The sequence below is a fragment of the Sphaerisporangium sp. TRM90804 genome, from assembly GCF_029846175.1.
Lineage (GTDB): Bacteria > Actinomycetota > Actinomycetes > Streptosporangiales > Streptosporangiaceae > Sphaerisporangium.
Genome location: NZ_JARWAC010000010.1, coordinates 99,805 through 113,241 on the forward strand (window position 1 = coordinate 99,805; position 13,437 = coordinate 113,241).

At 70.4% G+C, this 13,437-nt stretch carries 12 protein-coding genes; 6 read left to right on the forward strand and 6 right to left on the reverse strand.

Features of this window, described 5'->3' with window-relative positions; genetic code table 11:
* Positions 1–6 precede the first annotated feature (6 nt).
* Positions 7–357: a WXG100 family type VII secretion target gene (locus tag PYR91_RS13355; protein ID WP_279780018.1), complete on the reverse strand. Its 351-nt coding sequence runs from the start codon at positions 355–357 to the stop codon at positions 7–9.
* Between the two features lie 146 nt (positions 358–503).
* On the opposite strand from PYR91_RS13355, the gene PYR91_RS13360 reads away from it, so the two are divergent.
* From PYR91_RS13360 to PYR91_RS13370, 3 genes are read left to right on the forward strand one after another with little or no spacing between them, the layout of a single operon-like run.
* Positions 504–869 (forward strand): hypothetical protein, encoded by a 366-nt coding sequence (locus PYR91_RS13360; protein WP_279780019.1) that lies wholly within the window; start codon positions 504–506, stop codon positions 867–869.
* 1 nt (position 870) lies between these two features.
* A complete protein-coding gene (locus PYR91_RS13365) occupies positions 871–1,713 on the forward strand; it encodes a hypothetical protein (RefSeq protein ID WP_279780020.1) in 843 nt (280 codons plus the stop codon).
* Complete coding sequence (locus PYR91_RS13370; RefSeq protein ID WP_279780021.1) at positions 1,710–2,420, forward strand: hypothetical protein; 711 nt, start codon at positions 1,710–1,712, stop codon at positions 2,418–2,420. The genes PYR91_RS13365 and PYR91_RS13370 overlap by 4 nt, the downstream gene beginning before the upstream one ends.
* Positions 2,421–2,467: 47 nt before the next feature.
* On the opposite strand, the gene PYR91_RS13375 is transcribed toward PYR91_RS13370, so the two are convergent.
* The 5 genes from PYR91_RS13375 to PYR91_RS13395 form a co-directional block, all read right to left on the reverse strand.
* The gene (locus PYR91_RS13375; protein WP_279780022.1) at positions 2,468–4,516 is read right to left on the reverse strand and encodes a transglutaminaseTgpA domain-containing protein; all 2,049 of its coding nucleotides are present in this window, start codon (positions 4,514–4,516) and stop codon (positions 2,468–2,470) included.
* Positions 4,513–5,667 (reverse strand): DUF58 domain-containing protein, encoded by a 1,155-nt coding sequence (locus tag PYR91_RS13380; RefSeq protein ID WP_279780023.1) that lies wholly within the window; start codon positions 5,665–5,667, stop codon positions 4,513–4,515. Before PYR91_RS13380 ends, PYR91_RS13375 begins: the two co-directional genes overlap by 4 nt.
* Complete coding sequence (locus PYR91_RS13385; RefSeq protein WP_279780025.1) at positions 5,664–6,632, reverse strand: MoxR family ATPase; 969 nt, start codon at positions 6,630–6,632, stop codon at positions 5,664–5,666. Before PYR91_RS13385 ends, PYR91_RS13380 begins: the two co-directional genes overlap by 4 nt.
* Positions 6,633–6,645: 13 nt before the next feature.
* Positions 6,646–8,748 (reverse strand): serine/threonine-protein kinase, encoded by a 2,103-nt coding sequence (locus tag PYR91_RS13390; protein WP_279780026.1) that lies wholly within the window; start codon positions 8,746–8,748, stop codon positions 6,646–6,648.
* A gap of 159 nt (positions 8,749–8,907) precedes the next feature.
* Positions 8,908–9,576, reverse strand: coding sequence for a hypothetical protein (locus PYR91_RS13395; RefSeq protein ID WP_279780028.1), 669 nt, complete (start codon positions 9,574–9,576; stop codon positions 8,908–8,910).
* Positions 9,577–9,682: 106 nt separating this feature from the next.
* Between PYR91_RS13395 and PYR91_RS13400 the strand changes: the two genes are divergently transcribed.
* The 3 genes from PYR91_RS13400 to PYR91_RS13410 all read left to right on the forward strand — a co-directional run bounded on the left by PYR91_RS13400 (position 9,683) and on the right by PYR91_RS13410 (position 13,214).
* Complete coding sequence (locus tag PYR91_RS13400) at positions 9,683–12,265, forward strand: PASTA domain-containing protein (RefSeq protein WP_279780029.1); 2,583 nt, start codon at positions 9,683–9,685, stop codon at positions 12,263–12,265.
* Positions 12,266–12,465: 200 nt separating this feature from the next.
* Positions 12,466–12,759, forward strand: a complete 294-nt coding sequence (locus tag PYR91_RS13405) for a transposase (RefSeq protein ID WP_279780030.1) — start codon at positions 12,466–12,468, stop codon at positions 12,757–12,759.
* Positions 12,760–12,827: 68 nt separating this feature from the next.
* Positions 12,828–13,214, forward strand: a complete 387-nt coding sequence (locus tag PYR91_RS13410) for an IS3 family transposase (RefSeq protein ID WP_279780032.1) — start codon at positions 12,828–12,830, stop codon at positions 13,212–13,214.
* The last annotated feature ends 223 nt before the right edge of the window (positions 13,215–13,437 follow it).

Below are 13,437 nucleotides of genomic sequence, written 5' to 3' on the forward strand. Positions count from 1 at the left end.
CCGGGCTCAGCGGCCGTGGTCGATCGCCTCGGTGTCGCGGGCGTGGGCGTGCATCGCCGTCTCGGCGTCCTTGAGCGCGAGCTTCATCCGCTCCAGCGTCGGCGTGAACTCCTGCATCGACTGCTGCATGCGCTGCAGGCCGGGCCGGAACTCGCTCTCCCACTGGTTGTCGAACGAGGTGGCCCGGCGGCCCTTCCAGTCCATGCCCTTCACGCCTGCCGTGAGCGTGCCGATCATCGTCTGCATCCGGTGTATCCCGGCGTTCATGTCGCGGATCAGGGCGGTGGTCTCGACGTCCGCCTGGTGGCCGAACTTCCGGGCCAACTCGTCTGCCTGCGCCGGGTCGAGCTGGTACATGCGCTTCTCCTGTCGTCCGTTTGACTGGATCCGACGTTAGGAACGAGACAGGGGTGGGTGGAATCGGAAGCCCTCCCCAATGCCCCCGCGCCGGATGGGGAGGGTTTCCGATATCCCGGCGAACCGGGCGCGGCGAAGCTGACCGGGTGAGCAACGTAGCTATCCTCACCGCCCGCGTGGAGGCCCTGCGCGACGCGGCAGCAGAGGCCGAGGGCCACGCCCAGGCGTGCCGGTCGGCGGCCAGACGAATCCAGGGCATCACCACCGCGCTGTCCGGGGTGCCCATCGACACTGGCGGAATGCGCTCCAAATCCGTCCGGGTCGAACGGGCGAAGACCAAGGCGGACGGCGCGGCCGGGACAGTTCGCTCCACTCGCGCAGCATTGGACAGGATGATGGGCGAACTCCAGGCCATCGCCCGCAAATACGACCACAAGGCCGACGCCGTCCGAGCCGATCTCCGGGCCGCGAAAAGCCGGCTCGCGGCGGCCCTGCTTGAAGGGACCGGATGACATGTCGGCGTTCAACCTGCGGATCTTCGTGTTCGACGAACTCTTCGCCGCCGACGAGTCCCTACGCGGGCAGGCCCGGCGGGTACGTGAGGCGGCCGCCGACCTCACGATGCAGTCGGGGGATCTGCCGCCCGAAGCGCAGCAGGTCCTCGCGGGGCTGCCGTCGCTGCGCGGCCGGCTCGAACGCGCCGCGGACGCGCTGACGGCGGCGGCGGAGTCATTCGGTGAGACCGGCACCGCGGCCAAGAAGGCCGACAGACCTGGCATCGTGCCCGCCTTCGGCAAGGCGCTGAAGGAGAATTACGCACCGCCGGGCGAACATGGCCCGCTCGGCCCCTACACCTGGCTGTTCGGGCGGCTGACCACCGTTAACAGCATCGCGATCAAATTGCTTCGCCATCGATACGGCTACGCCCACGCCCAGAACGACCCGCGCTGGCGCACCTTGCTCGCCGGCCCCAAGTTGCATCCTCAGTTAAGGACCTTGGTCGACCGAGCCGACAAGTTCGGCAAGGTGGCGGGTCACGCCGGCCGCACTGTGCACGCGTTCAACAACCGCTTACGGGATGGCGCGAGTGTGGGCAAGGCGACCGCGGGGGCGCTGGGCGAATCAGCCACCGTCGGCGCGTGCGCGATGGCCGGTGCCAAGGCGGGCGCGGCGGTTCCCATCCCCCACCCGGGAGCCAAGTTGGCGCTCGGCATCGGCGGTACATTCGTCGGCGGAGCCGCGTGTTCCGCTCCTGGCAAGTGGTTCGGTGACAAGGTCGCCGATGTGGCGGGCAAGGTCGGCAGGCAAGTCAAGGATCTGCTCCCCAAGCCGCCCAGGATCCGAGTGCCGTGGTGAACACAACCGACATCATCTCGCTGACCGGCGACGAGCTCACCGCCATCGCCCACGGCCTTGGCGCGGGGTCGTTTCCCGGAGTCGGCGCGAGCTGCTACGACGCCGTCGGTCCCGAGCTCCACTCGGTGCTGGACCACGGCTTCCTCATGTCGCTCGTCGCCCGTGGCCTGCTCGCCCCGGACGGAGACGGGGTGCTGCAACCGTCCGAGGAACTGGCCATGCTGATCGGCGCGGTGGGAGATCATCGGGCCCACCTATCCGTGGAGCAGACGGCCTCCGAATCGGTGATTCGGTGGGAGGCCATGATCAGCGACGCGGGCGTGGTGCTGCATCTCGTGGACGACCCCATCCACCTCTTCGCCCTCGACCCGGCTGGCACCGACCTTGGCGTGGTCCTGGCGGACCTCGTCGACCGGTCGGAAGGCTGCGGGGAGTCCGGGCGACGACGGCGATGTGCTTCAAAAGCAGCCGGCCTGGACGATGTCGTCCAAGCCCCTGAAGGCGGCTGGCGACGGGTGACCCGGCTGGCCCGCGCCGACGTCAAAGGCGGCGCCCGGGTTGCCGGCTCCCTGGCGATCCTCGACGGAGGCCCGGGTCAGATCTGGCTGGTCCACGAGGACGACGCCGATGACATGCTGATCGCCACCCCGGTTTCGGACTCCGAAGTGGACGCGGCGCTGCACGCGATGGCCGTCCACGGACACTGACGTTCAATCGAGCAACGGCCCGGCGGTCTGACCGCCGGGCCATTTCGTCATCTCAGGAGGGGCCGTGGATCGAGGACCGCGCCGAGCCGTCGGGCGGGTGGCATCGTCGCCCGCACCTCGCCTTGGATCCGGGCCGCCGCCGTCCAGGCGTCGGAGCTGAGCGCGGGGTCAGGTTCCTCCGGTGCGTACACGGCCCGGTCGACGGTCTCAGCGAGGGTCGGTAGGGTGCCCGCGAGACCGGCGGCGGCCACGATCTCCCCGGTGGTCTGCGCCGGTCGCATAGGTATCCCGGCCTCCTGGAGGCGGTCGAGCGTCTCCCGCCACGCGCCCAGGATGGAGAGCCGATGGGAGGGCGAGCGCCGCCTCCTGGCCCGGCGGACCGCCTTCGCCAGGGGTGTCGCCGCGACGAGCAGCGCGACGACCGCCAGCACCAGGGGCGCCAGCAGAGGCGCGACGGAGCCAGCAGGTTCGGCCGCCACGTCGTCCTCCTCGACGGGGGTGGGGACGGCAGGAGGCGGGGACGCGTCGGCATCCTGGAGCGGATCGTCCAGCGGGGTGGATTTGCTGATGGTTTGCGGCGCGTCCGGCCGGGTGCCGATCGTGTTCCGCCACGGGCTCGGGTCGACACCGACCCAGCCGAGGCCGGCGAAGTGGACCTCGACCCAGGCGTACACGTGCCGGCCTTCCGCGACGAAGGCGTCACCGGTGTAGTCGGGTCGCAGCCCCATCACCACCCGGGCCTCATAGCCGAGGTGCCTGACCATGACGGCGTACGCGCTGGCGTACTGCTCGCTGGTACCGCGTCTGTCGCGGAGCAGTCGCAGGAGGTGGAAGTAGCCGTGCCCGGCCGGCGCTTCGGCGGACTGGTCGTACCGGAAGCCGCCGCCCTTGGTGAACGCGCGGTAGAGGGCGAGGATCTGGTCCGGTCCCGGAGACCAGCCGGAGACCGCCTTGCGGACGAAACTGCCGATCTGCGGCGGCACCGCCGGGGTCAGGGGCGCCGAGGCCCGCGTGGGCGTGGCCGCGAGGATCTCCTCGAAGGTCGCCTTGGTGATAGCCGAGGACGCCGAATAGCGGGTGGGTGGCGCGATGTCGTCGGGGACGGCAACGTCGCCGGTGATCTCGTCGACGCCGAGGCCGGGCACCGAGACCTCAGTGGCGCGTCCGGCGGTGAGGAGCCAGTCGAGTTCGCCCGCCTCCACGTTCACCCGCTGGGTCAGCGTGACCCGGCGGCCGGCCGGTTCCCGGCCCATCGGCAGCGTTCCGCCGGCGCGACGGAAGTCGCCCTCGACCGTCCAGTAGGAGCCGTCGAACCTGGTCAGCGTGGTCATCCGCAGCAGGCTGCCGGGCTGGGACGCGGTTCCGGTGACGCGCAGCAGCCGGGGGCCGTCACGCAATGCCGCATACTGCTGGAGCGGGCTCACCCCTGTACGCGGCAGGACCGGGGCGGCCACGAGGTCGCGGACGTCCGCGGGCGACCGGCCGAGCACCGGCGCGACGGGCCCGAGCAGCGCGCCAGCGGCGACCGCGACGACAGCCGTGAGCGCACCTCCGGCGAGCGTCGAGGGCGAGGGCGCGTCGGGCTGGGCGGCGACGAGCAGGGCGACCAGCAGAGCCACCACAGGAAGTGCGTACCACCCGGGCAGCGGCGGCCCCGAGGCGCCGAGCGCCAGCGCGAGCAGCAGACACGCCAGCAGTGGCGCGATTGCCAACAGCAGCCGGGCGGCGTGCATCGCGAGCAACCCAGCGGCCAGGGTCCCCCAGCCCGCCGCGACCGCGACGGCGGCCAGCGCCGGGCCGGACGGCTCCGCGGGCACCGCGCCGGTGAGCAGCCGCCACGGGCCGTCGACCAACCCGATGCCGCTGCCGGTGGCGACCATGGCTGCGACCACCACCAGGGCGGCGCCCGTCAGCGTTGACGCGACCGGTGGCACCCGCGGGAGCGTCAGGGCTGCCGCGCAGGTAAGCGCCGCCGCCGCCATCACGGCGGCCATCGCGATCACGAAAGCGTTAGACACGCCGCCGAACACCGGCCAGAACGCGAATCCGGCGAGCACTCCGAGTGCCTCCGCGACGATGACCCGCATGGCCCTCATCCGACGTCTCCATTGATCATGCGGTGCCAGGCGGCGGTTGCCTCGACCGCCGAACGGGCGATCAGCATGCCGATTCCAGGACGGCGGCGGACCCCTGTGTTTCCGCTCGCCGGATCGATCATCGCTAGCACGACCGGCGAGAATCGGCGGCGCTGCTCGGAGAGCCGGGCCATCGCGGCAGGCTCCAGCTTCCCAGTGACCACGACCAGCGCCCCCCCGGACGACAGCCGGTCCAGTCCGCCGACGAGATCGGCCTCGTTCGTGGGCTGCGCGAGGGCCAGGCGGTCGAGGGAGCCGGTGGCGCCGGTGGCGACCACGTCTGCCGGCCGCTCGCCCATGATGTGGAGCGTTACAGGGCGGCCGATGCGTTCGACCGCGCGCACCACCGACGCCGCGAACTCCACGGCCTCCTCGAACGCGTCGGCGTCCAGGGCCGAAGGGTGGGCGTCGAGCATCACGGTCGTGCTGGGTTCGGTGGTGTCCACGTGTTCCCGTACGGTCAGCACGCCGGTACGGGCGGTGGACCGCCAGTGGATGCGGCGGGGGTCGTCGCCGGGCACGTACTCCCGAAGAGAAGAGAACGTCACGGTGCCCAGCCGTGCGTTGTCGGTAGTCCGGCCCTCGTAGTCGAGGACGACCCCGACGGGCAGCGGGGGGATCGGACGGACCCGCGGGTGCACCCACAACACCCCGTCGCCGGTCTGGCGCTGCCGCCACGCGAACAGGCCGGCCGGATCGCGCCGCTCCACCGTCAGCGGCCCGAGCCGCAGCCGCCCACGTCGGTCGGCCCACACCGGGAAGTGCACGGCCCGTCGCCCTCTACCGGCGAGCGCGCGGACCGTGAGCGGGACCTCTTTGCCGCTGACCAGGTCGACGGCGGTGAAAGCGGGCGCCGGCCACCGCGACTTGTTGCGCACGTCGAGCCGGCCTTCGGCGGGCTCCCCGACCGTCACCCGGTCGGGCCGAACCGCCCGGGTCAGCACGACCGAGGGCCGGATCGCGACCGCCGCCGCGGCTGCGGCCAGCATCGCCACTCCGGCGACGGCCAGGACGACGAGCAGCCGATATCCGAGCGCGACGCCGGCCGCGTACGACACGACCGCGCCGATCGCGACGCTCACGCCGGTGCCGGTGACCGCCAGCCGCTTCACGTTCGCTCCGCGGCGACGGGAACCGGCACCCGTACCGTGTCGAGCACCTCCGCCAGCACGTCCGCTGCGCTCACTCCGCGCACCTCGGCCTGCGCTGACACCACCATCCGATGGGTCAGGACGGCCGAAGCGGTCGCTTTCACATCATCGGGCACGACGTAGTGCCGGCCCGCGCACACCGCGTGCGCCTGCGCCGCCCGCAACAGCGCCAGGCTGCCGCGGGTGCTCATGCCGAGCCGGAGCGCCTCGTGCCGGCGGGTGGCATCAGCGATCGACGCGATGTAGCGGGCGATCTCCTGGGCGATGTGGACCGTCGCCACGGCGCGGCGCACCCAGTCGATCTGCTCAGGAGAGGTGACGGGCCGCAGGACGGGCAGGGCCGCGCGGGCGCGTCCGGTGAGGATCTCCTCTTCCGCCGCCGGATCGGGGTGACCCAGCGAGATCCGCATCAGGAACCGGTCGAGCTGGGCTTCGGGCAGCCGATAGGTGCCCTCTAGGTCGATCGGGTTCTGGGTGGCGACGACGAGAAAGGGCGTCGGCGCCCGGTGGGTCTGGCCGTCGACCGTAACCTGGTCCTCCTCCATCACTTCCAGCAGCGCGGACTGCGTCTTGGGGGAGGCCCGGTTGATCTCGTCCGCGACGACCACGTTCGCGAACACTGGGCCCGGCCGGAACTCAAAGGTCCGGCGGTCCGGATCCCATACGGAGACGCCGGTGATGTCGGTCGGCAACAGGTCGGGCGTGAACTGAATGCGCTGCGACGTGCCGCCGATGCTCGCCGCCAGCGCTTTCGCCAGCGAGGTCTTGCCGGTACCGGGGAGATCCTCGATCAGCAGGTGGCCTCCGGCGAGCAGGCAGGAGAGAGCCAGCCGGATCGCCTCTGTCTTGCCGCGCAGCAACTGTTCGACGTTGGCAGTCACCGCGTCGGCGACCCCGCGCGGGTCGGCGGAAGGGTAGGCGGTCATTTATCTGATGTCCTCACGTTGCTGGGGTCACACAGGTGGCGGGTGGGGGGATCTCGGGCGGCGCGGCGGCGACGCCCACCGCGATGACGAGGTAGCAGGACTCGCGGCCCGGCCGAAGGCCCTCGATCTTGTATGAGGTCTCGTCGCCGGGAAGCAGGGTGGGCGAGACCGCACGGGCGCGGTCGCCGCTGACACCGACCACGAGGAATCCCCGGAAGCCGGGCAGCTTGGCCGCCTGGCCGGTCCAGGTGATCGTCCCGGTGCCCTTCGCGCCCATGGCGATCGACGCAGGCACGGGATACTGCCGCGCGGACGGAGAAGGCGAGGGAGCAGAGGGATCGCTCTGCAGCCCGTTCCGCCACACGGCTCCTCCGGCCCCGATCGCGAGACCGAGCAGCACCGTCATCGCCATGATCAAGAGCGGCCGCAGAGACCGGCGCGGCGGTGGTTCCGGGGGGCGCACGGGCAGCGGCCTTGCCGAGGTGAGCGTCATCGACCCCGCGGAAGGCGCCGACTGGCCGGCCGGCTCGATTGGTGGTGGGGTGGTCTCGCCAGCCGGGCCGGATCTCGCGATCGTGGCCCACCGAGCGGCGATGTCGGCGGCGGTCGGCCGCGTGTCCGGGGTCTTGCTCAGGCACGCGGCCAGGAGCTCCCACACGCGGTCGTCCAGGCCGTCCGGCCGGGAGGGGGTGCCTTCGAGATGGGCCCGAACCAGCGCGTCGATGCTCGCGGCCTGGAAAGGGAGCCGCCCGGCCAGCAGTTCGTAGGCGGTCACGCCCAGCGCGTACACGTCGGCCATCGGGGTCGGCGGCCGACCGGCCACGATCTCGGGAGCCAGGTACGCTGGTGTGCCGATCGGCTGGGTGTGGGATGCGCCCTCCACTGACCGCGCGATGCCGAAGTCGGACAGCAGGGCGACCTGACGGCCGTTGCGCCGTGTCACCAGCACGTTGGCCGGTTTGACGTCCCGATGCATCAGCCCGGCGGCGTGCACGGCGGCCAGCCCTTCGGCCGTCTGAGCGACGAGTTCGACCGCGACGGCATGGGACAGGGGACCGCGCCGGGCCGTCCGGTGCAGGTCCTCCCCTTCGACGAAGTCCATCACGATGGCGATGACCCCGTCCTCCACGACCAGGTCGTGCACTTTCAGCAGGTGCGGGTGGTGGAGGCGCTGCAGGAGTTTGTACTCACGGACGAAGCGGGCCGTCGCGAGTTCGTCCTCGATGAGGTGCTCCCGGAGCACCTTCACCGCGACCTTGGCTTGGTCGTCGGTCCGGCGGCCGGCCCACACCTCGCCGCTGATACCTGAGCCGATCCTGGTCTCCAGCACGTATCGGCTGCCGAGCTGCCGCTTCCCGGGGGCGCCGGCCGCGCGCAGCGCGCGGGCGAACTCCTTCGGTGTGGCGGGCCGTTCGGCCGGCTCTGCGGCGAGCGCCGTGCGCAGCAGGTCGACGATCGGCTCCGGTACGTCGGCCCGCATCCGGGCCGGCGGTGCCGCGATCATCCGGGCCAGCGTGGCCGACCCCCGTCCGTGGGGCGGCCGCCCGTCGAGGAGTGTCCACAACGACCACGCGCAGGCGTAGACCTGCCCGGCTGGGGTCCACTCGTCGCCACGGAGCACCTCCGGAGGCTCCAGGCCAGTCCCTCCGCCGACCGTGGACTCCAGCTCCGCCAGCGCCGGCGGCAGAGGAGTGCCGAGCGCGATCACGCCGGGCCGCACGGTGTGCAGCCCGCGCGGCGGCCCGACCATACCCCGCTCGGACAGCGCCGTCAGACCGGCCGCGAGAGCCTCCGCGGCGGCGGGTACCTGTGAGGGCGGGAGTGGGCCGGTGAGCTCGGAACCGGGCCGGGACAGCAGCAGATAGGGTCGTCCCTCGGCGTCGACGCCGTGATCCACGATGGGCAGCACCACGGTGGGATCGAGGTCGGCGAGGACCGCCTCGAGCGCGCCGAACTCTCCGCGGATCCGGCGGGACAGGACGGGATCGAGATCCTCGACGACCACCAGGATCCGGATCGGTTCCCCGGTGAGGGCGTGGACGGCCGGGGCGGTGGCCAGGGGAGAACCGGACAGTGGCTCCAGCGGGTGCACGTCCGGGATGGCGGGCGGTGACATAGCCGGGGTAGGCACCTCGTTGTGATCAATGTCCGCCGAATGATGAGAAAGGGGATGCTGCACACGCGGCATCGCATCGCGGCGGCTGGGGGTCCATAGATATAGGAGGTTAGAGTGCGGGCCGTCCGAGTGGTATGGGAATGTCTCCCCAACTCCGAATCAGGAGCTAATGAGATCTAGATCGTTTTTCGTGATCAGACCCGTTGTCAGGGCGTACTCGGCGAGGGCACTCAAGGCGTTCCATCCCTGCATGCCCGGAACGCCCGATTTATCCAACCGGGTACGCAAATACTCGATTCGCTTGACCAAAGTGGTGCGGGGCCAGCCGAGTCGTGCGGCCGCCGCGGCGTAGGACTTCGGGTTCGGGTCGTACCGGTCGCCCTCCCGGAGATAGCCCGCGAAGAGCGCGACGAGCGCCAGCCGGTCCTGGTCGTTGATCAGCACACCTTCGCCGGCCGTCGTGGCTGTCCCGGTGCCCGCTGCAGACGGCTGTTGCGCCGGCTCGGGAGCGTGCAATACCAGCTCGTGGGTGTGCGCGCCTTCGACGAGCACCCGGACGCGGCCTTCGACCGCTGCCCGGCTCAGCGGGGGCAGCACGCTGCGCAGGCCGAAGCGGTCGACCATCGCCAGGGGGCGCGTCTCGCTGGGGTTGCGGAGAAACCAGACGGATCCGTGGCGCTCCACCACGCCGGCCACCCGCGAAATCGCCGTGTCTTCCGGTGACAAGCGGACCGCGCAGCTTTCCCCGCGTCCAAAAGTAAATAATTCTTCTGGTCCAACTTCGTATTTCGCCCCATTTGCGACAATTTGCAGCTCGCCGTCACCCACGACGCGGCTCCTCGCTCGTATTGGGGACTTCTCCCCATCAATGGATGGCCTCATCCTTTGTAGCCTGGCCCGATACACACGGGCAAACTGGGACGAAGGAGCTTCGGTGAAGCTGAAGTGGTTGCGTGGCCCCGGGCACCCGGCCAACAGGGTCGGCGCCGCACTGCTCGCTGTCGTCATACTCGGCGGCGTCCTCGCCGCCGCAGCCGGAATCGGGTACACGGCGGCACGGCCCCTTCTGAACGACGGCTCGGCGTTCATGGGCAAGGGACACACGGCCGCCCGCCTCAACGGCGAGACGGGTAGATCGGATGCCGAGGTCGCCATGCAACTGGCCACCGGCGAGGAGAAGCTCCAGCCGGTGAGCCTGCCGGGAGGTCGCTTGGCGGTCGTCAACGAGGACACCGGCAAGGTGATCTACCTGGACGCCGCGACCCTGACCGCCGACGCGTCCGCCGTCGACCGGCCCGCCTCGGCTGGGAAGATCGATGTGGTGTCCACCGAGTCGGACGGCTACCTCGTCGACTCGGAGAAGGACACGATCGACAAGATCGCCGTGCCGGGTACGTCCAAAGGCGCGCCGCTGGCCGTCGAAGAGGGCATCAAGGAGGCCGTGCCAGCCGCCGACTCGATCTGGGTGGTCACCGACACGGGCGAAATCATCGAGGTCGCCGGCGGCCGCGAGGTCCGCCGGATCCGCCTCGGCGCCCCGCCGGCCGGCGTCACGGTCGCCGACTCCCAGCCGATCGCGGTCACCGAAGACGGCACCGCGTACGCGATCGACGGCGACGAGCCCAGGGCCGTCGGCAAGCTCGGGGTGTCCGGCCGATCGGTCTTCCTCGGAGCGTGGCGCGGCGCGGGCCGGCACGTCCTCGCCGTCGATCCGAAGAGCCGCCGCCTGGCGGTGCTCGACCCCCGGACTAGACACGCCTTCAACGTCGAGCTGGACGCGGGCCCTCGCGCCGAACTCGCGGCGCCGGTGATGCTCGGCGACTTCGCCTACGTCCCCGACCACTCTGCGCCCAGGCTGTGGAAAGTCGATCTCCGCCAGGGCAAGACCGTCGGCAAGCCGCTCGAAGTCCCCGGTCAGCCGGGCGTCTTCGAGCTCAAGGTCACCAGCGGCCGGGTCTGGGCCAACAACCAGTACGACCGCAGGACCCTCGTGGTGGACGCCGGTGGCCGCCACCTCTACGCCGACAAGGGCGCTGGGCCGGAACTCACCGATACCGAAGGGCAGAACAGAGTGCCCGAGCAGCCGAAGGCGAAGCCGTCGACCGAGCCGACACGGTCCCCGAAGGTCGACATCGAGCCGTCCCAGCCCCCAGCGGACACCACGACGCCCCCGGTCACCGCGACGAAGGTCACCGTGCCTGCGATCGAACGCGGTACGCCTTACCAGGAGGCGTGCGCGACGATTACCCAGGCGGGCCTGCGCTGCCGGCCCGTACCGGCCTCCGAGGAGACGGCCGGACTGGAGGCGGGCGACGTGCTCGACACCCGTCCGGCAGCCGGTCGGCCGGTCGCGAAGGGCAGCCGCGTAGAAGTCCGATACGTGGGCCCGCTGCTGACCCCTGCCGTGCGGGGGCTGCCATACAAGCAGGCCTGCCGTGAGCTGGCCGCCGTGAAGCTGAAGTGCAAGAAGGGCGTCGCCGTCGTCCCCGCCCTGGCGCCCGAGGAACTCGGCTTCGTGTCCGAACAGAATCCGCTCGCCGACACCGAGGTCGCCCGTGGCGACACCATCACCCTCACCTACCCCGAGACGATCGCGCTCCCGAACGTCACCGACCAGCCGTTCGCCGAGGCGTGTGAGCGACTCAGGCAGCAGTACCAGATGAGGTGCCAGGGCACCGTGGACGGGCCGCCGCCCGCAGGGAAGCAGCCCGGCCTGGTCAGCACCCAGGTGCCGGCCGCCGACGCCGTCGCCAAGATCGGCGACCTGGTCCAGCTTCGGTACTACCGGGGCGAGAGCACCCCGGGCAACGTCGTTGGCACCCTCGTCACGGACGCCTGCGCCACCATCAAGAGTGAAGGGCTCGATTGCGTGCCTACGGCGGGCAAGTGCGCCGGCGGCACCGGCCATCCCGTCAACGAGGTGTACGACCAGAATCCGCCCGGCGGTACCCCCGTCCCCGTGAGCGGCCGGGTCACCTTGACCCACTACAGCGAGAACTGCACCCTGGACAACTACGCCAACACGGCTCCGGACGCCGCCTGCGCCGATCTCCAGGCGAAGGGGTTCCGCTGCAACCAGGTTCAGGTCCTCAGCCCGACGCCGAACGCGGTCGTCACCCAGGACCCGCCCGCCGGTCCGTCGAAGCTCGGCACCACCGTGACCATCCAATTCTCGCCCTGGGCGCCGGCCCCCTTCGTGTTTGGCACCGCCTACCCGCCCGGCATGGCGATCCCCGGCGGGAGGCTTGTCTATCACTACACGTGCAGCGCCGGCGGGGGAAAGTGTCGGGGTCTCGACCGCAACGAGTTCTACTCCACGGTGCCGCCGGGCTCGCCCACGATCGACGCCGATTTCCGGGGCGAAGCCTACGCCGTCCTCATGACCTGCGGTACCGCACCCGGACAGCGGAAGGTCTGGCGCACGTGGAACGGCGGTTCGCCGCGTCACTACCAGCACGTCGCATCGGAGACCCGGCCCGCCGCGGACGACAGCGAGGAGCTCGGCTGTGTCTGGTGACTACGCCATCGGCTGCACTTCTGGGCGACGCCGGCCGGCACCTTCACAGCTACCTTGGGACGCATGCGCACGCGGGGGTGGCTTCTGCCTTGCGGAAACAGGCCTCTGGCCCAGCCAGGTGCTAGTAGTGCCTTGAGCTTCCCCCGTTCTCCGGACGCCTGACCTGAGGTCATCCTTGATCCTCAGGAAGGACGTCCTGCATGCCCTCGCCCCACCCTCCCGAGTTCCGGCGCCGCGCGGTCGAGCTGGCGCGCCAAGGTGACAAACCGCTCCTCCAGCTCGCCAAGGACCTGGGCGTCAGACGGTCATGCCTGCAGAGCTGGCTGAGGCAGGCCGACGCAGATGAAAACGCCGGCACCGGCGACCGGCTGACCAGCGCGGAGAAGAAGGAACTCGCCGGGCTACGCCGCCGCAATAAGCAGCTGGAGATGGAAAACGACATCCTCAGGCGGGCGGCGGCGTACTTCGCCCGGGAAAATGTCCTCCCAAAGTAATCTACTCGCTGGTCCGCGAACTCGCCGACGACCACATTCCGGTCGCGGTGGCCTGTCGAGTACTCCAGGTGTCGACATCGGGATATCACGATTGGCTCGGCCGCCCCAAGCCGCCGCGTGAACTCCGAAACAAAGAACTCACGAAGCCGATCCGCCGGATCCACGCCGACTCGCGCGGCAGTTACGGCTCGCCGCGGGTGCATGCCGAGCTGCGGCTGGGAGCGGGCGAGGAGGTCAACCGCAAGCGCGTCGAACGGCTCCTGCACGCGGCCGGCCTGCAGGGCGCCTACCGGCGCAAGGGTCGCCGCAACCTCGTCAACCAGGCCACCGAGGAGGACCTGGTGCAGCGGCGCTTCCACGTGCAGGCGCCCGATCGGCTGTGGCTGACCGACATCACCGAGCATCCCACCGGTGAAGGAAAGATGTATTGCGAGCCGCTTCCCGAAGGCCCATGACGTATATTGCGTCCCGTGATCGGAATGGAGAATTGTGGAGCGCGCATCCGGCTTCTGCCGGGTTACAGCCATCGCTAATGCGTTCACCACGAGATCTGTGTTCTGCCGTGAGTCGATGGACCAGCCGATGATGTGTCGTGAATAGGCGTCCATGACGGCGGCGGTACAATCCATACCGACGACATTCCAGCATCGGAATGCACAGTCCCGTCACGTTCGAGCG

Coding starts and splice junctions, on each gene's coding strand:
- PYR91_RS13355 (WP_279780018.1), bottom strand. CDS start 357: ATGTACCAGCTCGACCCGGCGCAGGCAGACGAGTTGGCCCGGAAGTTC.
- PYR91_RS13365 (WP_279780020.1), top strand. CDS start 871: ATGTCGGCGTTCAACCTGCGGATCTTCGTGTTCGACGAACTCTTCGCC.
- PYR91_RS13375 (WP_279780022.1), bottom strand. CDS start 4,516: ATGAGGGCCATGCGGGTCATCGTCGCGGAGGCACTCGGAGTGCTCGCC.
- PYR91_RS13385 (WP_279780025.1), bottom strand. CDS start 6,632: ATGACCGCCTACCCTTCCGCCGACCCGCGCGGGGTCGCCGACGCGGTG.
- PYR91_RS13390 (WP_279780026.1), bottom strand. CDS start 8,748: ATGTCACCGCCCGCCATCCCGGACGTGCACCCGCTGGAGCCACTGTCC.
- PYR91_RS13405 (WP_279780030.1), top strand. CDS start 12,466: ATGCCCTCGCCCCACCCTCCCGAGTTCCGGCGCCGCGCGGTCGAGCTG.